Below are 18,981 nucleotides of genomic sequence, written 5' to 3'. Positions count from 1 at the left end.
ATAAATGGGAGACATGAAATCTAAGAAATCAAAAAAATCGAAAAGCATTATTCTTCCAAAAGAAACTGAGGAAACACCTATCCAAGGGATGGGACTTTTTCCTGAAGAGATTCCTTTCACTCGGAATTTGGGATGTGCAAGCACCAGTAAACCCAAAAAACCCAATACCGATCAATAATTCATTTTTAACCAAACTCCTTTATGAAAAAGTATTCAATTATTGCTATGCTAAGTCTAATTGCATTTGGACTTTCATCTTGCGGCTCAGATGATGAGCCCACCAACAAAGAGCCGGATTTTACGGTGGTCAATGATGACATTGCCGTTAATGCTGTTTTTGAGGATATGGATAATTATACCATTCAGGTTTTACAATCGAGCGGAATGGTCTCTCGTGTAAAGTCAAGTTTTACAAATTCAATCTGTGAAGGTGTGAATATTGATTTTGATTCGGAGTCCCAGAGAATTGAAATTGATTTTGGAACTGGTTGTACAAGTTCGACAGGTGTGGTCAGAAAAGGGAAAGTAATCCTTGAATACTCTGGAAACTTCCTAATTCCAAGTTCAAAAGTTACTACAATCTTGGATGGATATGAAGTCAATGGTTTAAAAGTGGAAGGTACAAGAACACTTACAAACACAGGTATAGACTTAATTAATAGTGAAATCACTTTGGCGGTAAAAGTTGACGGTGGAAAAGTAACCTGGCCTGATGGAACGTCTGTTTCTTATTCTTCTGATCAAGTAAGAACACTAAAATTAGATGATCAAGGGTATGAAATTACAATTACAGGCACCGCAAGTGGAGTCAGTCGATCAGGAGCTACCTACACTGCCGTTACCAATACAGAATTGGGAATCAAACAAGATTGTGTTGACTCCGGGGTATTTTTACCGAGCACAGGAGTCATTAATTTCATGATTGACGGAATCTCAGCTTCTGTTGATTATGGAACGGGAGCTTGTGACAAGGTCCTTACTGTAACCTATCCTGGAGGTGTAAAAGAAATTACGGTGGATTAATTTTCACTAAAATAAATCAAACGGCTATCTTTCCGAGATAGCCGTTTTTTTTGATATGAATGACAAGATAATCAAGGGGTTTGCTCACATCCCCTATTCAAGAGAATATTATTCAGAAACCCAAAGCATCTCAAGATCTGAGAAGTTATTTGAGTTTATGAGTAAAAGAAGAACTGTTAGAGATTTTGATTCTCGACCTATTCCTCAAGAAGTGATGGAGAACATCATCCGAACAGCTGGTTCAGCCCCTTCTGGAGCAAACAAACAACCCTGGACTTTTTGCCTAATCTCCGATCCTATTATCAAAAAGCAAATTCGTATCGGGGCTGAAATGGAAGAAAAAATCAGCTACCGAAGTCGAATGTCCGACACTTGGAAAGAAGACTTAAAGCCTCTTGGAACTGATTGGGAAAAACCATTCTTGGAGATCGCTCCATATTTGATAGTGGTTTTTAAGCAATCTTATGGTTTGGAAAATGGGGAGAAAACTCAGCATTATTATGTCAACGAATCAGTTGGAATTGCATGTGGCTTTTTGATTTCAGCGATTCACAATGCTGGTTTAGTCACCGTCACTCACACTCCAAGCCCTATGAATTTTCTTTCCAAAATCCTCAACAGGCCAGAAAACGAGAAGCCTTTTCTTCTGTTGCCAGTAGGTTACCCAAAAGATGAAACTTACGTACCCAAAATCAAACGGAAAGATCTTTCGGAAATCATGAAGGAATATTAAAAAAACAGAAAAGGCGATCAAATTTGACCGCCTTTCTTTCTTTATGCTTCTTCTTTCACTTGATGTACCACTCGTTGAGGGAATGGAATTTCAATATTATTATTTTCAAATTCAGTATTGATAGCTTCCATGGTATCAAAATAAACAGGCCACAAAGTTTCTGCATTTGTCCAGGCCCGGATTACCAAATCCAATGAGCTATCCCCAAAATTGTTTAAGAATACAACCGGCTGAGGGTCTTTGTGTACTCGCTCGTCTTTTTCAAAAATACCCAAGATGATTTCTCTCGCCTTTTTGATATTGGTACCATAAGCAACACCTACAGTTAGGTCAGCTCTTCTGGTTGGTTGGGTACTCATATTGACAACATCAGAATTGGCTAAGTTTCCATTTGGAATAATTATTTCCTTGTTATCAAATGTGTTTATGTGTGTATAAAGAATATCAATTCTTTTTACAGTCCCAGTATGCCCTTGTGCTGTAACCACATCATTCACTTTGAATGGTTTGAAAAGCAAAATCAGGACTCCTCCTGCAAAGTTTGAAAGGGAACCTTGAAGAGCAAGACCAATGGCCAAACCTGCTGCACCCAAAATCGCCATAAAGGACGATACAGGAATTCCCAGAATCGCCAATACACCTAAAAAGAGGCATGCAATCAATAAGACTTTTGCCAATCCAGATAAGAAAATATTTAGAGAAGGATTGGAATCCCTTTTTGCCAATATTTTATTGAAGCTCTTGAGAACTCTTTTGACAATGAATTTTCCTACAAAATAAAAGACCAGTGCATAGATAATCCTAGGAACCACTTCATAAGCTAATTCAATAGCTTTCTGAATAAGGGTATCTGTCATTTCTGGTGAAATTTCCATAATAAATTGTGATGGTTAAGTTTTAGAAATTGATTTCTTGAAAATTTTTCTCTCATGTATGGCCTTAAAAAACCTCCACTACTTTTTTATTTATTGATGTATTCAAATCAATAAAATTGATGAAATAAAAAAAGGAAGATTAGATAAAATTTTCAGAGAAACCCAAAATTGTTTTTCGGATAATTATAAATGATAACTAAATAGAATTAGATATTGTTCTTCTCTTTTAAATAGATTTCAAAATTATTAAATAATGTAAGTCCAAAAATAAAAAACGTCCGATTTTGACCATTTTTTAGAGTTTTTTCAAAAAGAAATATTTCATAGTTCATCGGATTTTAGATTACACATTCCCTTCATCGCTTATACTCAACCGTCTATCAAAAATAAACTCTCAATTACTACAAATGCCGTTTTTTGAAAGTTATTTTATCTTCAAATAACATCATACCTATATGAAACACAGATTACCCAAATTCCTAAAGAGATTTACAATGCTTTTAGGTGTTCTTGGGATTATCTTCTATTCCCATGACAGTTTTGCTCAAAAGAAAAAGAAGAAAAACTCCAAAAATGCCACAGAAGCTCCAGCGACTCCTCCAAAGCCTCAAAATGGGGGAAATAACAAAGGTCCGAAACCTTATAAGGATGTAATTACAAAAGAAGCCAAGTCTAAAGACGGTCTTTTCAAAGTTCATCAAATTGACGACAAATACTTTTACGAAATTCCTGATTCATTATTTGGCAGAGACATGTTGATGGTGACTACCATCGCAAGAACTGCAGATGGAATCGGTTACGGTGGTGAGCGTACCAACACCTTGATGCTTAGATGGGAAAAAGAAAACGACGCTATCTTGCTTAAAGTCGTTTCTGTAGACAACTATGCTGCAGACTCATTACCTATCGCTAAAGCAGTTCAAAATTCCAACCTGGAGCCATTACTTCAAAGATTTGAAGTAAAATCAAGAGGAACTGACTCTACAGGCACTGTCATCGAAGCAACGGATCTTTTTGCAAAAGATGTTCCAGCATTAGGCCTTCCTCAAGGGAGAAGAACCCAATATAGAGTCCAGAGACTGGATGGTGATAGATCCTATATTTCCAGCATCAAGACCTTCCCAATCAATATTGAGGCAAGGTATATCATGACGTATATTGCTCAAAATCCACCATCGAACAGTTCTACCGGATCAATCACATTGGAAATGAATTCTTCCATGGTTTTGCTTCCTGAGACTCCAATGATGCAGCGACTGGCTGATCAGAGAGTAGGTTGGTTTAGCAGATCTTATGTGGATTATGGCTCTGATCAGCAAAAGGCAGCTTCCAGAAGATTCCTTGACAGATGGAGATTGGAAGTGAAGGATGAGGATATTGAGAAATTCAAAAGAGGAGAATTGGTAGAACCTAAGAAGCCTATTGTTTATTACATTGATCCAGCGACTCCAAAGCAATGGGTGCCTCACCTAATTGCTGGTGTGGAAGATTGGCAAGCAGCTTTTGAAGAAGCCGGGTTCAAAAACGCAATTATTGCAAAAGAAGCTCCTACTCCAGAAGAAGATCCAGATTGGAGCCCCGAAGATGCTCGATACTCTGTAATCAGATATTTCGCATCTGATATTCAAAATGCATACGGACCACACGTCTCCGATCCTAGATCTGGTGAGATCATCGAGTCTGATATCGGATGGTATCACAACGTAATGAACCTATTGAGAAACTGGTTCTTTATCCAAACTGCGGCAATCAATCCTGATGCACGTTCGATGAAGTTTGATGATGAAGTGATGGGTAGATTGGTTAGATTCGTTTCCTCTCACGAAGTGGGACATACTTTAGGTCTTCCTCACAACTTTGCTTCTTCTCACGCATACCCAGTTGAAAAATTGAGAGATGCAGCATTTACAAAAGAGATGGGAACCGCACCATCCATTATGGATTATGCTCGATTCAACTACATCGCTCAGCCTGAGGATGAAGGAGTTAGCTTGATGCCGAATGTAGGTCCTTATGATAAATATGCTGTTGCTTGGGGCTATAAGCCAATCTTGGATGCAGCTTCTCCAGAAGATGAGCAGCCAACTTTAAACCAATGGATTTTGGACAAAAAAGGTGACCCAGTTTACAGATATGGTAGACAAGGGAATTCCTATGATCCTACTGCTCAAAGTGAAGATTTGGGTGACAATTCCATGCTAGCTTCCGAATATGGCATCAAAAACTTGAAGCGTATCATGCCAAACCTGATGGAATGGACTTCCGAAATGGACAAACCATATAAGGATTTTAGTGATTTGGAAGAAATGTACGGACAGGTTTTGACTCAGTTTAACAGATATATGGGTCACGTGAAGACTCACGTAGGTGGAGTAATGGAAGTTTACAAAGCCATTGGCCAAGATGAGCCAGTTTATACTCATAATCCGAAAGAACTACAGAAATCCGCAGTAGCATTCTTGAATGAGCATTTGTTCCAAACTCCTGAGTGGATGATGGAAGAGGAAATCATTGCTAGAACTGGTGACTTCGGTGCTTTGGAAAGAATCAGAGGACTTCAGGTGGGTACTTTGAACAATGTGCTTGAGTGGGGTCGCTTAGGCCGTGTGATTGAAAACGAAGCTTTGAATGGAAATGAAGCTTATAAAATCACCGAGCTTTTTGATGATTTGAGAAAAGGTATCTGGACAGAGCTGCCATCTGGTAAAACAATCGATGTTCATCGTAGGGCTCTACAAAGAGCTCATATCGAAAGGTTGGAATACCTGATGACCTCAGATGGGCCAGATATTCCAGCTCAGTTTAGAAGATTTTATGGCCCTCAGATCAATGCATCTCAATCTGATATCCGTCCGATGGCAAGAGGTGAATTGAAAACACTGCAAAGACAAATTAGAGCTGCTATCCCAAGAACAGCAGACCGAGTTTCAAAACTTCACTTAGAAGATTTGGCTGATAGAATCGAAAAAATTCTAGAACCATAATTTCAAAAATACTCTAAAAAAGGGGCGTCAGATTGGCGCCCTTTTTTTGTAATGAACCAATTACCTTAATTTGCGGTATTGATTAAGAGAGATGAACACACCACTGTCCATATTAAAAACCCACAAACTGCGAATTACAGACTGCAGGCTAGAGATTGTAAGAGAATTTCTTGATAGACAAGTTGCCTTGGCTCATAGTGACTTGGAGGATAAACTCGACAATCAATTCGACCGAGTGACGATTTATAGAACGCTAAATACTTTTTTGGAAAAAGATATCATCCACAAAGTTTTGGATGATAGTGGAGCTACCAAATATGCACTTTGCTCTCATGAAGATTTACATGATCACGATCATGAACATGTACATTTCAAATGTGAAAAATGTGGCGAAACTACCTGTTTGGAGAAAATAAGCTTGCCTGAGATCAAACTTCCTCAAGGCTTCAAAAAAAGAGAAATGAGCTTATTGGTTCAGGGAACCTGCGATAAGTGTAATTAAAAATCCACTGGTTCTGGTTTTCTTTTCCTTGGGGAATCACTCGGCCAAATCACACCTGGCGGTAAATCAATTTTGGGAGGACTCAAATTTTCAACTCCTCCATCACCATCATCATTGCTTCCTCTCCCTTTTTTCAAGGAGTTTTTGGTCATTGCAGCTACAAAATATATCAGAATGATGTAGGCAAAACCTGCTAGGAAAAGATTGATCATCAGACTACTCATAGGTAAAAATTTTACTTAAGATAAATCAATAGACCTTTTAAATCAATGTCTTAGTAGAATTGTTTTCACAATTCTCCGACGTCTATCATTTTGTTTGGCTTGTTTTATCCCTCGGATACTTGGATATTTGCGATCTGAAATTGAAAAGTGATGATTATAAAAACCAAAAAATACCAACTTCCAACTAGTACTTATATCAAAATGGGATTAACCAGTGTCTTGAAAGAGCAGTGGTGGGTTATCCTTATCGCATTGGCAATTTGCTGTGGATACTTCTGGATCCCTTCTATTTGGTGGATCATAGGTGCCCTGATAGCTTATGGTCTGTATGTATTGTTCTGGGCTATCCAATTCACTGGAGTAACTCAAATGGAGCAAAACAAGGTTATCTTTGATAAAATGGCCTACGAGATTGATTCCCGCCAAATCCTAATGAAAATCAATACCAAACAAGGTATGCCTGTACAATGGAACATGATCAAAAAAGCAGAAATGAATAAAGATGCCTTTATACTTTACATGTCCAAAGCACAATTCATTCACTTGCCATATAAAATCTTCAACTCTGAGAATGAGAAAAAATTCTTAGAAACCATCTTGAAAAGAAAAGAATTGATTTAAATAAAAGGCTGTCAAAATGATGATATTGACAGCCTTTTTTTCTACATCGTAGGGAGTATCACTTTATCAATTACGTGAACTACCCCATTATCAGCCTCAATATCTGCAGCTGTCACCGTAGCATTATTGATCATTGCTTTCCCATCTTTTAGCATAACGGAAATTTCACCCCCCTGAACAGTTTTTACTGTTTGTCCATTTTTTAAATCTGAGGACATGATTTTCCCTGGCACTACATGGTAAGTCAAAATTGAAACCAGCTTTTCTTTATTTTCTGGTTTTAAGAGGTCCTCCAAAGTACCAGCTGGCAGAGCTGCGAAAGCTTCATTGGTAGGTGCAAAAACTGTAAAAGGACCATCACCTTTCAAAACATCCACAAGATCTCCAGCCTTAACTGCAGCTACTAGGGTTGATAGGAATTCGGTACCAACTGCCAAATCAACAATATCGGCATCTACTTCATGAACAGTTTCAGTTTTTGGAGTAAAAGAACTGGCTACAATAAACATAGCCATGATAAATACACTCAAAGTCTTTTTCATAATAGTTAAAGATTTATTGGTTAGTAATTGAAAAACAAACACTTACACCAAATGTTTTTCATCCTAACAATAGGATTCACCAAAAAACTCTCAACTGTTTGAAAAGATGGTTCAATTACCAAAATATGTCTCTGACCTGCAGAAGATATTTTTTTCCAATTACTTCAACTTCTCCATAATCACCTCAATCGCTTTGTCTAATTGATTTTGATGGCCCTCTAATCGGTCCACAAAATTCTCCTCCACTCTAATATCAGGCGTCACCCCATCCTTTTCTAAATTTCTACCATCCAAGGTATAACATCCCCAAGACGGAAGTCTGTAGAAAGAGCCATCTACCAATCCTTGACCAGAGGTGAAAATAATCCATCTGTATGTCTCCGTTCCGATGATAGTTCCTAACCCAAGTTGCTTAAATCCTTGTGCTGTCATCTCCGCATCAGAAAGAGATTGCTCATTTACCAAAAGGACAATTGGCTTATCAGATGGAGCAAAATTCGGTTGATTGGTCAACTCCCCATCGCGGTATTTCCATTGTAAATAACTTCTCTGACTTAAAAACTGAAGTACTCTATCATGGACATTTCCACCGGTATTGTATCGCAAATCCAGAATTAACCCTTCTCTATTTCCTTTGTTGGAAACCATGTACTCTAAGAAGTGCTCCAGCTCTCCACCACCCATATTTTTCATATGGACATAAGAGATCCGCTCCCCTGTTTTCTGATCAACATAAGCTTCATTTGCATCCATCCACTCATCATACAACTCATTTTTCATCGAGAAATAGGAAGTAGGGTGCACCTTCACTTTTACTTCTTCCCCTCCTCTTTTGAAAGTCAAATCAATCTCATCAGCCATGGATGAGCCTATGAAATAGGTATTCCGGTTTTTTGATGGATCTACTTTTTGGCCATTCACAGCAATCAATTCATCCCCAGACTTCACAGGAACTGGATCTAAATCCAAAGGCCCATCTTTGACTATTCTATCCACGATATATGGCGAATCATTTTTGAAGACAATTCCCGTTTCCATGGATCTGGAACCTAGGTAAATATCATTTTCATCGCCATAGGAACTGAAGCCAAAATGAGATGTATTCAACTCTCCCAACATCTCATTAAAAATGGTGGTCAGGTTTTCTCTGCTTCTCACAAAAGGCAAAAATTTAGCATATCGATCTCTTAGCTCCTGCCAGTTTTCCCCATGGAAATCTCCATCGTAAAAGTTTTGTTCCATTCCGGCCCAAGCCTCATAGTACATCTGTTCAAATTCATCTCTAAGATTTTTCGAGAAAGTTTCTGAGAGTTTGATCTCTTCAGTTTTCCCACTGTTTGGATCAAAATTATTCACTTTTCCGCTGGCCAAAAGGTATAATTTATCCTTCGCCTCCACGATGGAATAACCTCCCATTCTCTGATCGCCCACTTTTTCTGTTTTAGGATTTTCAAAATCTTCCAAAGTGGTTTTCCACATTTTAGGAGTACCCTCATCATGATTGGAAATGTAGAAAACAGTCGTCTTTCCATTCTTTTGATACACATAAGGAGAGCTTTGTTGACCAAATCCAGGACCGATTCTTTCCAGTCTGTCCATGAAATCACCAGGCGTGATCTTTACTTCAACTTTCTCCTCTTTTTTGTCCTTATCCTCTTCTTTCTTTTCTTCAAAAAGCTTGGCTACTTGATCAGACTTGAACAAATCTCCGAACTTCTCAAGTTTCATTCGATAAACATGAGAATCTGTCGTTCCATAAGGATAACTTGGCTGAGTTCGGTCAGTGACGAAATAGATGTATTTCCCATCTGGTGACCAAACTGGGCTGGTTTCTGTCACCAAAGTCTGGGTTAGATTTATCGTTTTCCTGGTCGGTCTATGGTAGATCACCACCTCTCTTTCAAAATTTCTGATAGGTGAGAAAACGATGTATTGATCATCTGGTGAGAAATAGGGGTCAGGAGTATAAAGTCCCCACATTTCATCTTCCACCAATGTTTTGCTTTCAAAAGTCTTCAGATCAATTTCCCTGATCTCATTTCTACCACTGATATAGACACCAAGAGTTCTGTCCTTGTTCAAATTCAGATTTCTGTTTCGATCCACATCTTTTGTCAATTGCTTTTCTTCACTTGGATTCTGTGCAGAGATCGTAAACCAATTATGATAGCCTTTGACAGTTCTTGAATAGATCAGTGTTTTGTTATCATCCAACCATTTCACCTCAGCTACAGCCTCCTTAGGATTGGTAGGTATACGTTTGATAAATTTCCCCTCAATATCTGAGACAAAAAGGACTCCTCGCGATACAAACGCCATCTTTTTACCATCCGGTGACACATCAAAATTGCTCACATTTCCTCCAACCTGTCTTGAAATATCTTTGCCTAGAGTTTGATTTTGAAAAAGTGTAAAAGCAGGCTGTGTAGTCTTACCTGAGGCTACATCATAAACATGGATTTGATAATCTTTCTGGAAAACAATCTTCTCACCATTAGCGCTCACCTTAGGCCATTTGATGGAAGTTGGGAACTTGGTCAACTGGGTTTTCTCACCATTCTTGAAGGTGTATAAGTTATATTCTCCATTGGCCTCATCCGACATAAAGTAAACATTCCCACTTTCGTCAATAGTCACTCCAAAATCTTTCCCTTCATAATCTGTGTATTCCTGATAGGCCTTAGTTTTGGGATTATAGGACTTAATATCGGGATTGTAGTCGCCTTTGTAGCGCTTTCGATGAGCAAAATTCTTGCTTTCCCACGACTCATTGAAGTAAATCTCACCCGTCGTCGGACTTACTGCGACATTGTGAATGGTATTGAAATAATGAGGGAAAAGTCTTTTGGGTGTAGCCCCAGATAGATCTACAGAATAAGCCGAATAGCGATTGTACCGATCTGAATTGAAAAAGATCGTCTTGCTGTCCCAGCTCCATGATTCTACCTCATCAGTAGCTTCATGAAAAGTTAATTGCTGGATTTCTCCCCCTTCCAGTGGCATGATGAAAACATCTTTATTGCCAAACTGCTGAGCCGTAAATGCCAACCATTTTCCATCAGGAGATACGGCTGGGTCGGTTTCATCCCCTTCCATCCCTGTCATTCGCACTGCTTGGCCTCCTAAAGTAGGGACTTTCCAAAGATCCCCTTCGTAACTGAAGATGATGGTCTCCCCATCTGGAGTCAATGTGGGATCAAAAGTAAAATACGGCGAATTTCCTTGTCCAAAAGCAGTAGAAACTGCCAAAAGAGAAGAAAATAGTAAGGTTAGTTTTTTCATCATGGATTGGTTATTCGAATAGCAAAAAGGAAAATACTGCTATTCGATCAAATTAGAAAGCCAAATGAAACTAGTGGGGAATTGTTAATTTTGAAGATGACTATCAAACTCATTGCTATCGGTAAAACTGATAATAAGGCTATTATTGATCTGATCGAGGAATATTCCAAGAGATTGAATTTCTATATCAAGTTTGAGCTGGAAATCATTCCTGATTTGAAAAATACCAAATCACTCTCAGAGGCTTTGCAAAAGGAGAAAGAAGGTGAATTGATTTTAAAAAAATTGGTTCCTTCGGATGAATTGGTCCTTTTGGATGAGCAAGGAAAAAGCTATACCTCGCTTGATTTCTCCCAGTACATCCAGAAGAAAATGAACTCGGGTTTGAAACAATTGATTTTTGTAATCGGCGGGCCTTATGGTTTCTCGGATCAGGTGTATTCCAGCGCCAATGGAAAGGTCTCTTTATCCAAAATGACCTTTTCTCATCAAATGATACGTCCTTTTTTCATAGAACAAATCTACCGCGCATTCACCATTTTAAGGGGAGAACCCTATCACCACCAATGACTTAGAAGACATTTCCAATGTTAAGTTTTCAGGAATATTTTTTCCAATGTTACCAAATTGTTAACTTTATGCTATATTCGATAACATTGAGTTTACAAGTTCATGTTCAAAACATTCACATTGGTAGGCGTATTTATGATTCTAGGGCTATTAGCCTCAGGTCAAACTATGCCTGTTAATCTGGATGAATTAAAATTTGATTCACCAACAGAGCAGGCCTATTGGGAGTATCATACTGTTTCTCAAGATCATTTATCGCTTTTTAGAGCAGTTCATGCAAGTGAATCTCAGGACTCGAAGAAATGGGATGAGTTAGTAAACATTTTGGACAAAAAATTCGAGAAGAAAGGACAGTCAGAAAACTTTATTAGAACAATCTTCGAAAAGAGTCATCAAAACCTATTCAAATCCTATGAGAAGCATGCCACTTTCAATCAGATGCTAAATGATGGCAGGTTTGATTGTGTGAGTGGAACTGCGACTTTGGGAATGCTACTCGACCGCTATGGCTTTGAGTACGAAATTATCGAAACCGATTACCATGTTTTCTTGGTTGTAAATCATGAAGAAAAACCAATTCTTTTAGAGAGTACATTAAGAGTAGGTGGTATGATTACAAGTCCAAGTGAGGTTGAAAAGTATATTCAGGCATATTTACCAGAAGAAAAAGGAAATTACCTTAATCTGAATCAAAGGATTGGTTCCCCAGACATTTTGGACAGTGAAAAGACTATCTTCAGAAAGGTCTCCTTATCTCAATTAGCTGGACTTCAATACTACAATGATGCTATTATGCATTTCAACGAGCAAGCCTATAGAGTCGCCGCTTCCCAATTGGAAAAAGCTCACAACCTATATGATTCAGATAGAATTGAAGGGTTGAAAGATTTAGCAATTGATCAGGCTTATAAAAACTTGGGAGTTGATTTAAAGAAATAAAAAATGGTCTCTTGAAAGAAGAGACCGATCCAGAATTTGGAATGGTCACCCCTAACCATCCAAATCTTTCTAAAAAGTATCCATTCAAATCATAAATGCAAGGATGAATGCGATCAAGGCCAGTTTTGGCCACCACTTTTTGATTGCTTGAGTAGGAATAAAATTGGCTGAGATCATAGATCAAATCTAGTCTTGCCAGCATTTCTGCTCAATACGACAAATGCCCTATTTTTCAATAGGGCATTTTCTTTTTTTATTAATGATGGTGGCCTCCTGGGCCATGAACATGTCCATGCTCAATTTCCTCTTTTTCAGCCTCTCTGATACTGACTATTTTTCCTTCGAAATAAAGATCATATCCTGCCAAAGGAGGATTGAAATCCATATGAACACCTTTGTAATCTACTTTGGTAATTTCTCCACGCATCTGGTTTCCTTTGTCATCTTGCATGGGGATTACATTTCCAACTTTTAGAATCGCTTTGTTCTTCTTTCCATCTTCTTTGAAATTAGACTTCGGGATGACAGCCTTTTTATTTTCATCGTAATCCCCATAGCCATTTTCAAAGTCAATAAATACGGAGAATTCCTCTCCTACCTCTTTACCCTTGATAGCTTCTTCCAACATTGGAAGGATATTCTGATGCCCAAAAAGGAAGTGAAAAGCTTGCTCTTCGCTAACCTGCTCAAACAATTCCTGACCTGACTCTCCGTCATCTACTTTTAGTTGATAGCTAATTGCTATTACCTTGTCTTTTTCTGCTTTCATTTTTATAATTTCATTCCTATTGGAAAATATAGGCAAGGCCAATATTGGCTACAAAATTCTTTCTATCATAGCCCGGCACAAAGTATTGATCTGGGTTGTTTTCCAGATACCATTTATAGTTCAAAGTACTTACATATTGGAATCTTCCACTCACCAATAGGTTACCAAACCTATAATCAGCAACTACGGAAGGCACTATATCAACATATTTGTTTCTCCAATCTTTGGAAGCCTCATATCGATAATAGTAGAAATCATTATTATAGACGATTCGTTCGATCTGTAAACCAATTCTGTTCATCTTTTCCACCCAGGCAAACTCAACAAAAATTTGATTGCTTGCTGGGCCGTTCCCTACTCCAAGTACTTGACCATTATGAGTATAGCCATGTCTTACATAATCATGAATGTACCAAGTCCGAAGTTGACGAATCTCTTCTCGAACAGGCTGGCCAGTCTGGGTCATTTCCGAACTAACCTGGAAATATCTACCTGGTTTCTTTAGAGCCATCAAATGAGAGAATCCGAAAGTGAAAGCTCTCCCTTTTTCAGGAGTGATCATAAAATCACCCAATCTCTGGCTATTTCCTCGAGTCCCGAATTCTCCATAGAATTCGAAGTTACCTTCCTGACTTAACCATCTGAAATATCCTGAACTAAATTGCTGTCTTTTATCTCGGATTGGATCCTCAACATTTTCAGATCCTTTTCTACCATTGAAGATTGGTAATACATCTGCGAAATCTGTGATATCCTCACGATACAAATGATTCACAGAAGAATATCCCAAGAACAGTCCAGGTACCCATTTCGGCTGGTAGGTTAATACCAAACCTCCCAAATACCTATTTCCATTCTCTCTTTTTGGAATATAAACCGGGTTTTCCTGAATGGAATAGTCCGCATGTGGAGGAAGAAAATCAGTAGATTTCAAAAACCCAGAAATCAATTGCCCCTCAAAAGATCCAATTTTAGATTGAACAGGCTTTCTGGTATTCAAGGTAAAATGTAGGAATCCAGGTGCATTATTTCCTAAAATCAAAGAATTTCTTCGGGCTGGGCCCCACCATAAGTTTTCTGTCGATATTCCAATTGAATATTCTTTGTAATTATATCGAAATGAAGATTGGCCCAAATAAATTTTATTGTAAGCACTATTTCCGAATCTCTCCGGCATATCGATCCGGTTCATGTATTCATAGTAATACAAAATCGTCGCTTGATGCTCAATAGGGAAACCATCGTAATCTTTATTCTGAGCTAGAAGTACTTCCGGTTGAAATTGAAGAGAAAAATTCCCCATCTCTACATATCCTCCAAAACTCAATATGTTTTGAAATCCTCTATTTGGGATAAAAGCACCGTCATTTGCACCGAAAGCATAAGTGGAATTGTATTGGGTTTTTAGTATTGCGGGTAGCATCAAAAATTTCCCTTTTCCATCTTTACCGAACCTAGCATGTACATCGCTTAGGTCAAAATCCACCATAGTTCCATCGACATCAAAGCCATCCTCTATTCCAAACGCCTCTGTAGGATAGACCGGCCTAACCATCCAACTAGATAATGAATCCACTTTACCCAAAAGCTGGGCTCTTCGTAGGTATTGATCTAGGACAGGCATCCCGACAGGAACAGTCTGAGAATATGAAATACTTGAAAACCCAAGAATTAACAGGAAGAAAAAAAGCTGAATAGGAGAAATATATTTTTTCATCATCATTTCACATTCAAAACTTCAACTGTAACTCTAGCCAATGACCAAGACTCATCACAAACAGGATCAGGAAGACCTTCTTGTCTCAACTCAGAATTCCAATAAATCTTCACGTTAGAACTTCTGTTTTCAATAATTTTTGAAATACTATATCGAGTAGTATAGTTTGCGAATGCACCAAAAATACATAATCCAGGTAGGTTTGTCTGGACAGCTCCTGACTTAGGATTATTCTGTCTGAAATAAGAATTTGGGTAAGACTGCATTAAGCAATAAGTAGACTCACAGGGAGAATTGGAAAATGTAGTTCTAAATACTTCTGCATTATCCACTCCAAAAAACCAATAATCAGGTCCAGATTGACCATCATCCGGATTACCATCCCAAGAATCATGGATCAATATCTCTGTTGTGATCTTCAACATATTATGTGAGGGCAGATTCTCCAATTTGAGAGAAACTTCATCATTATGATAATAACCCGCCACGGTATCATTTTGAAAAACAAAAAGTTTTCCGTTTTCAAATCCAGCTAAATTCAAATCAGAAAAATCGTTGTCATAAACTATCTCGGAGGATTCTAAAGTATCGGTACAGGCGCTGATTCCAAAAATTGATACTATTAACCAAATAAATATGCCTCCCTGTTTCCAGGTACTTTGATTCATGTAGTCGATTAGTTTTGAGTACGTACAAAGAAACAAAAAAGGAACCAATTAGCTGACAGCATTTCTTCGTAAAATCTCTTTCTCCTCAACTTGTTTCCTTATTTTTGAAGCAAATTCTAGAAAGAACTATGCCTACTTTTACAATTGTCGCTGGTGCGAGACCTAATTTCATGAAAATTGCCCCGATTATCCATCAACTACAAAAGCGTCAAGCAGACAACCCTTCCATCAAATTTAGACTGGTTCATACAGGACAACATTATGATAAAAAAATGTCCGGAGACTTTTTTGAACAATTGAACATCCCTGAGCCACATGCCAATCTAGGAGGTGGTGGTGGAACTCAAGCTGAGCAGACTGCCTCCATCATGGTATCTTTTGAAAAAGAATTGATAGAAAACCCAACAGATTTGGTGTTGGTCGTGGGAGATGTGACAAGTACTTTAGCTTGCTCCATCACAGCAAAAAAGCTTTGTATCGATGTAGCCCATGTTGAAGGGGGGATTCGATCGGGGGATTTAACTATGCCGGAGGAAATCAACAGGATGGTTACTGATTCCATTACAGATCATTTTTTTACCACATCGGAAATTGCCAATGAGAATTTAAGAAAAAGTGGGTTTTCGGAAACACAGATACATTTTGTTGGGAATACCATGATTGACACCTTGATGACTCAAATGCCTCGATTTCAAAAGCCGGAAGGAGAAATTTTTGAGAGGCTTGAGCCTAAAAACTATTTTGTCATGACGATGCATCGCCCTGCAAATGTGGATCAGGAACAAAAACTTAAGGCCATGATCGATGCAATTCTTCAGGGCACTCAAGGCTTACCAATTATTTTCCCTGTTCATCCAAGGACAGCTAAAAATCTTCAGGCAATAGGTATTGCAGCAGACAACTTATTAATGTGTGAACCACTTGGCTATTTAGAGTTCAATTATTTGGTGAAAAATGCTAAAGGTGTCATCACGGATTCAGGAGGAATCACCGAAGAAGCATCAGTAATGAATGTCCCTTGTATCACACTTAGAGATAATACAGAGAGACCAGAAACGCTCAATCTGGGCACTAATGAGCTTGTAGGCACTAATCCTGAAAAATTGAAACCATTCCTCGAAAAGGTCATGAAAAATGACTGGAAGCAATATCAGGGAATTCCCCTTTGGGACGGAAAAACCGCAGAAAGAATCATTGATATATTAATCTCCACTTATTCAAAATGACAATAGAGGAAAGAATTGAATATCTAGTCAAATCTTTAGAATTGAATGCACACCCCGAAGGAGGTTTTTACAAAGAAACCTACCGGAGTGTCGACAAATTGAATACTCCGGAAGGTGAAAGAAATCTCTGCACTGTCATTTATTTTCTACTAACCTCAGAGAACATATCTAAGTTTCACCAGATCAAAAGTGACGAACATTGGTTTTGGCATGAAGGAAGTACTTTATCTATTTATTTGTTAGAGAAAAATGAACACCGCGTTCTCAAATTAGGAGCTATAGGAAATGAAAATACTTTTCCTCAACATATTGTCCCTGCACATACAATTTTTGGAAGTACAGTCGATGAAGAGGACTCCTATGCATTAGTCTCCTGTGCAGTTGCTCCAGGATTTGATTTTGAAGACTTTAAACTTTTTACTTCAGAAGAACTACTGAAAAACTTTCCATCATCTCAAAGAATTATAGAACAACTCACTTAGTTCTGACACAATTTTCTTTAAATTATAAAGAGGATAAGGTCTTATCCTCTTTTTTATTCCTTTTTGAAAAAAACTTTAAAAAATAAAGTGACCTTTTCTACAAACCTCAGTCTAAAGAGGACAGCCAGGTAATTAGAGAAGGAGGAAGGAAGCAAAAGACTAATAGTGACTTTGAACGTAAATGGCAGGTAACGGAAATTCAGGTAAACATGATTCTGCCATATCTCTTTCAGATGAAGAGTTAGTTAAATTGATAATTGAAAGCAGAAACACCAAGATTTACGGGATACTGTATGATCGGTATTCCCAAAAAGTCTATTCAAGGTGTTTAAAATTTGTTTCCCAAGTGGAGGAGGCTCAGGATTTAACGCATGATCTCTTCATTAAGGTGTTTTACAACCTGAGTAAATTCCAAAACAAATCTTCCTTCTCGACCTGGCTTTATGCTGTAACATATAATCATTGTTTAGATTATTTAAATAAAAAAAATAAACTCCCTCTTGATAATGAGGAGAGACTATTGGATAGCACCCCAGATAGTTCAATGGAGGAAATTGAGGATTCTGAGATATTTGCCCTAAAGGCTGAGAAATTAAAACTTGCCATGGAAAGGGTTGATTCAAAGGATCGGATGATTCTCTTGATGAAATATCTGGATGAAAGCTCGATTAAAGATATCGCCACAGTTTTACAGCTAAGCGAATCTGCCGTGAAAATGAGAATTAACCGAGCCAAACGTCGAATATTGGACGTTTATAATGACTTATAATGCCGTGAACAATCCATTTACTGACATATTGGAAAACGAGCAATTGCCTGAAATCATCAGGAAGAAAGTCATTGATGACATTGACTTGATCAATCTCTCATTGGACATGGCTGACCTATTTATGGTCAAGGCACCTGAAGCCATTTTCACCATTATGGATTTTCCTTTGGACGATCCAAAAAATGATACCCCCCCAACCACAGACCCAAACACTAAAGAAGATGAATAGTCCTGAATTAAGTTTTAGCACCGATTACAGTTTGTTCGAAGAATTGGTTTCCAAACTAGTCTCCTGGACTCCTTACCTTATAGGATTGATAGTTTACGTCATTGTAGCCTATTTGGTATTCAAGCTTATCATCATGCTATTTTCTAAGCTACTCAACAGGATTAAACCTGAAGACGCCCTTAAAAAATGGCTTCCTTCACTAGAACTCGATGATCTAAAGATAAATTTCTCCTCAATCATCCTTGCATTTTTAAAGATTACAATTCTATTGTTGTTAGTCGTTTTTGGTTCAGAGCTCTTTGGACTAGAAATCATATCTACTCAAATCAGTATTCTTATAGGATACCTGCCAAGAGGACTTGTTTCTATTGCTTTGATTATTGTGGCTTTTGGGCTTTCGGCATCGGTATCCAAGTTTCTGATTAACCTTTTCCAATCACTCAATATTTCAGGTGCGAAATTGATAGCTCGGATTATCAGTTCGATCCTTCTTTTTGTAATTGTGATCATCGCGATTGAATTGGTTGGGATTGACACCAGTATTATCACTACCAACATTTCGATAATACTTGGAGCAATGATGATATCAGTGGCTATAGCATTGGGCCTAGGATCAGTGGAGATTGTAAGAAGAATCTTATTCGGATTCTACTTCAAAAAGAATTACAAAATCGGGCAAGTCATCCAAATGGATGATATCAAAGGAAGAATTGTAGCGATAGATGGGATTTCTGTTGTAGTCAAAGGAACCAAAGAAACATATATTATTCCTATCAAAGAGCTTGTGGATAATCGAGTTTCAATCCTTGAAGACTAATTTTTTTTC

Annotated in this window: 20 protein-coding genes; 13 read left to right on the top strand and 7 right to left on the bottom strand. The window is 38.0% G+C overall.

Annotated features, from left to right (window positions below):
- Positions 1-13 precede the first annotated feature (13 nt).
- The 3 genes from O0V13_RS03370 to O0V13_RS03360 are packed head-to-tail and all read left to right on the top strand — an operon-like array spanning position 14 to position 1,756.
- Complete coding sequence (locus tag O0V13_RS03370; protein ID WP_268033573.1) at positions 14-178, top strand: hypothetical protein; 165 nt, start codon at positions 14-16, stop codon at positions 176-178.
- A 23-nt stretch (positions 179-201) separates the two neighbouring features.
- Complete coding sequence (locus O0V13_RS03365) at positions 202-1,023, top strand: hypothetical protein (protein ID WP_268033572.1); 822 nt, start codon at positions 202-204, stop codon at positions 1,021-1,023.
- Positions 1,024-1,078: 55 nt separating this feature from the next.
- On the top strand, positions 1,079-1,756 hold the full coding sequence (locus O0V13_RS03360; protein ID WP_268033571.1) for a nitroreductase family protein: 678 nt from the start codon (positions 1,079-1,081) through the stop codon (positions 1,754-1,756).
- A gap of 41 nt (positions 1,757-1,797) precedes the next feature.
- Here the strand turns inward: O0V13_RS03360 and O0V13_RS03355 are convergent, their stop codons facing one another.
- Positions 1,798-2,631 (bottom strand): mechanosensitive ion channel family protein, encoded by an 834-nt coding sequence (locus O0V13_RS03355; protein ID WP_268033570.1) that lies wholly within the window; start codon positions 2,629-2,631, stop codon positions 1,798-1,800.
- Positions 2,632-3,086: 455 nt separating this feature from the next.
- On the opposite strand from O0V13_RS03355, the gene O0V13_RS03350 reads away from it, so the two are divergent.
- On the top strand, positions 3,087-5,615 hold the full coding sequence (locus O0V13_RS03350; RefSeq protein WP_268033569.1) for a zinc-dependent metalloprotease: 2,529 nt from the start codon (positions 3,087-3,089) through the stop codon (positions 5,613-5,615).
- Between the two features lie 91 nt (positions 5,616-5,706).
- Positions 5,707-6,117 (top strand): Fur family transcriptional regulator, encoded by a 411-nt coding sequence (locus O0V13_RS03345; RefSeq protein WP_268033568.1) that lies wholly within the window; start codon positions 5,707-5,709, stop codon positions 6,115-6,117.
- Here O0V13_RS03345 and O0V13_RS03340 read toward each other — a convergent pair.
- Positions 6,114-6,341 carry a hypothetical protein gene (locus O0V13_RS03340; protein ID WP_268033567.1) on the bottom strand — a complete coding sequence of 76 codons (228 nt, stop codon included), beginning with the start codon at positions 6,339-6,341 and terminating at the stop codon, positions 6,114-6,116. The two genes, O0V13_RS03345 and O0V13_RS03340, sit on opposite strands and share 4 nt — an antisense overlap.
- A gap of 150 nt (positions 6,342-6,491) precedes the next feature.
- On the opposite strand from O0V13_RS03340, the gene O0V13_RS03335 reads away from it, so the two are divergent.
- Positions 6,492-6,962, top strand: a complete 471-nt coding sequence (locus O0V13_RS03335) for a YcxB family protein (protein ID WP_268033566.1) — start codon at positions 6,492-6,494, stop codon at positions 6,960-6,962.
- A 41-nt stretch (positions 6,963-7,003) separates the two neighbouring features.
- Here O0V13_RS03335 and O0V13_RS03330 read toward each other — a convergent pair whose 3' ends face one another.
- Positions 7,004-7,504: a fasciclin domain-containing protein gene (locus O0V13_RS03330; protein WP_268033565.1), complete on the bottom strand. Its 501-nt coding sequence runs from the start codon at positions 7,502-7,504 to the stop codon at positions 7,004-7,006.
- Positions 7,505-7,663: 159 nt separating this feature from the next.
- Complete coding sequence (locus tag O0V13_RS03325) at positions 7,664-10,789, bottom strand: S41 family peptidase (protein WP_268033564.1); 3,126 nt, start codon at positions 10,787-10,789, stop codon at positions 7,664-7,666.
- Between the two features lie 93 nt (positions 10,790-10,882).
- On the opposite strand from O0V13_RS03325, the gene rlmH reads away from it, so the two are divergent.
- Together rlmH and O0V13_RS03315 are read left to right on the top strand one after the other, a co-directional pair.
- Positions 10,883-11,356 (top strand): 23S rRNA (pseudouridine(1915)-N(3))-methyltransferase RlmH, encoded by a 474-nt coding sequence (rlmH, locus tag O0V13_RS03320; RefSeq protein ID WP_268033563.1) that lies wholly within the window; start codon positions 10,883-10,885, stop codon positions 11,354-11,356.
- 102 nt (positions 11,357-11,458) lie between these two features.
- Complete coding sequence (locus O0V13_RS03315) at positions 11,459-12,295, top strand: hypothetical protein (RefSeq protein WP_268033562.1); 837 nt, start codon at positions 11,459-11,461, stop codon at positions 12,293-12,295.
- A gap of 256 nt (positions 12,296-12,551) precedes the next feature.
- Here the strand turns inward: O0V13_RS03315 and O0V13_RS03310 are convergent, their stop codons facing one another.
- From O0V13_RS03310 to O0V13_RS03300, 3 genes are read right to left on the bottom strand one after another with little or no spacing between them, the layout of a single operon-like run.
- The gene (locus O0V13_RS03310) at positions 12,552-13,064 is read right to left on the bottom strand and encodes an FKBP-type peptidyl-prolyl cis-trans isomerase (RefSeq protein ID WP_268033560.1); all 513 of its coding nucleotides are present in this window, start codon (positions 13,062-13,064) and stop codon (positions 12,552-12,554) included.
- Positions 13,065-13,080: 16 nt separating this feature from the next.
- Positions 13,081-14,787: a capsule assembly Wzi family protein gene (locus tag O0V13_RS03305; protein WP_326492700.1), complete on the bottom strand. Its 1,707-nt coding sequence runs from the start codon at positions 14,785-14,787 to the stop codon at positions 13,081-13,083.
- On the bottom strand, positions 14,784-15,449 hold the full coding sequence (locus tag O0V13_RS03300) for a hypothetical protein (protein ID WP_268033559.1): 666 nt from the start codon (positions 15,447-15,449) through the stop codon (positions 14,784-14,786). Before O0V13_RS03300 ends, O0V13_RS03305 begins: the two co-directional genes overlap by 4 nt.
- Positions 15,450-15,577: 128 nt before the next feature.
- On the opposite strand from O0V13_RS03300, the gene wecB reads away from it, so the two are divergent.
- From wecB to O0V13_RS03275, 5 genes are all read left to right on the top strand, one after another.
- Complete coding sequence (gene wecB / locus O0V13_RS03295; RefSeq protein ID WP_268033558.1) at positions 15,578-16,675, top strand: non-hydrolyzing UDP-N-acetylglucosamine 2-epimerase; 1,098 nt, start codon at positions 15,578-15,580, stop codon at positions 16,673-16,675.
- Positions 16,672-17,157, top strand: a complete 486-nt coding sequence (locus O0V13_RS03290; protein WP_268033557.1) for a cupin domain-containing protein — start codon at positions 16,672-16,674, stop codon at positions 17,155-17,157. Before wecB ends, O0V13_RS03290 begins: the two co-directional genes overlap by 4 nt.
- Before the next feature lie 181 nt (positions 17,158-17,338).
- On the top strand, positions 17,339-17,926 hold the full coding sequence (locus O0V13_RS03285; protein WP_268033556.1) for an RNA polymerase sigma factor: 588 nt from the start codon (positions 17,339-17,341) through the stop codon (positions 17,924-17,926).
- Positions 17,916-18,155 carry a hypothetical protein gene (locus tag O0V13_RS03280; protein ID WP_268033555.1) on the top strand — a complete coding sequence of 80 codons (240 nt, stop codon included), beginning with the start codon at positions 17,916-17,918 and terminating at the stop codon, positions 18,153-18,155. Before O0V13_RS03285 ends, O0V13_RS03280 begins: the two co-directional genes overlap by 11 nt.
- Entirely contained in the window at positions 18,148-18,972 is an 825-nt protein-coding gene (locus tag O0V13_RS03275; RefSeq protein ID WP_268033554.1) for a mechanosensitive ion channel, read from the top strand. The genes O0V13_RS03280 and O0V13_RS03275 overlap by 8 nt, the downstream gene beginning before the upstream one ends.
- Positions 18,973-18,981: the final 9 nt, after the last annotated feature.

The organism is Algoriphagus sp. PAP.12 (assembly GCF_026652115.1).
Lineage (GTDB): Bacteria > Bacteroidota > Bacteroidia > Cytophagales > Cyclobacteriaceae > Algoriphagus.
The sequence above is the reverse complement of the archived record's forward strand: the minus strand, read 5'-3'. Positions and strand labels throughout refer to the sequence as shown.

What these genes read in the sequence shown, in the direction of transcription:
- O0V13_RS03370 (WP_268033573.1), top strand. Translation starts at nt 14, where the DNA reads ATGAAATCTAAGAAATCAAAAAAATCGAAAAGCATTATTCTTCCAAAA.
- O0V13_RS03365 (WP_268033572.1), top strand. Translation starts at nt 202, where the DNA reads ATGAAAAAGTATTCAATTATTGCTATGCTAAGTCTAATTGCATTTGGA.
- O0V13_RS03360 (WP_268033571.1), top strand. Translation starts at nt 1,079, where the DNA reads ATGAATGACAAGATAATCAAGGGGTTTGCTCACATCCCCTATTCAAGA.
- O0V13_RS03355 (WP_268033570.1), bottom strand. Translation starts at nt 2,631, where the DNA reads ATGGAAATTTCACCAGAAATGACAGATACCCTTATTCAGAAAGCTATT.
- O0V13_RS03350 (WP_268033569.1), top strand. Translation starts at nt 3,087, where the DNA reads ATGAAACACAGATTACCCAAATTCCTAAAGAGATTTACAATGCTTTTA.
- O0V13_RS03345 (WP_268033568.1), top strand. Translation starts at nt 5,707, where the DNA reads ATGAACACACCACTGTCCATATTAAAAACCCACAAACTGCGAATTACA.
- O0V13_RS03340 (WP_268033567.1), bottom strand. Translation starts at nt 6,341, where the DNA reads ATGAGTAGTCTGATGATCAATCTTTTCCTAGCAGGTTTTGCCTACATC.
- O0V13_RS03335 (WP_268033566.1), top strand. Translation starts at nt 6,492, where the DNA reads ATGATTATAAAAACCAAAAAATACCAACTTCCAACTAGTACTTATATC.
- O0V13_RS03330 (WP_268033565.1), bottom strand. Translation starts at nt 7,504, where the DNA reads ATGAAAAAGACTTTGAGTGTATTTATCATGGCTATGTTTATTGTAGCC.
- O0V13_RS03325 (WP_268033564.1), bottom strand. Translation starts at nt 10,789, where the DNA reads ATGATGAAAAAACTAACCTTACTATTTTCTTCTCTTTTGGCAGTTTCT.
- rlmH (WP_268033563.1), top strand. Translation starts at nt 10,883, where the DNA reads ATGACTATCAAACTCATTGCTATCGGTAAAACTGATAATAAGGCTATT.
- O0V13_RS03315 (WP_268033562.1), top strand. Translation starts at nt 11,459, where the DNA reads ATGTTCAAAACATTCACATTGGTAGGCGTATTTATGATTCTAGGGCTA.
- O0V13_RS03310 (WP_268033560.1), bottom strand. Translation starts at nt 13,064, where the DNA reads ATGAAAGCAGAAAAAGACAAGGTAATAGCAATTAGCTATCAACTAAAA.
- O0V13_RS03305 (WP_326492700.1), bottom strand. Translation starts at nt 14,787, where the DNA reads ATGATGATGAAAAAATATATTTCTCCTATTCAGCTTTTTTTCTTCCTG.
- O0V13_RS03300 (WP_268033559.1), bottom strand. Translation starts at nt 15,449, where the DNA reads ATGAATCAAAGTACCTGGAAACAGGGAGGCATATTTATTTGGTTAATA.
- wecB (WP_268033558.1), top strand. Translation starts at nt 15,578, where the DNA reads ATGCCTACTTTTACAATTGTCGCTGGTGCGAGACCTAATTTCATGAAA.
- O0V13_RS03290 (WP_268033557.1), top strand. Translation starts at nt 16,672, where the DNA reads ATGACAATAGAGGAAAGAATTGAATATCTAGTCAAATCTTTAGAATTG.
- O0V13_RS03285 (WP_268033556.1), top strand. Translation starts at nt 17,339, where the DNA reads ATGGCAGGTAACGGAAATTCAGGTAAACATGATTCTGCCATATCTCTT.
- O0V13_RS03280 (WP_268033555.1), top strand. Translation starts at nt 17,916, where the DNA reads ATGACTTATAATGCCGTGAACAATCCATTTACTGACATATTGGAAAAC.
- O0V13_RS03275 (WP_268033554.1), top strand. Translation starts at nt 18,148, where the DNA reads ATGAATAGTCCTGAATTAAGTTTTAGCACCGATTACAGTTTGTTCGAA.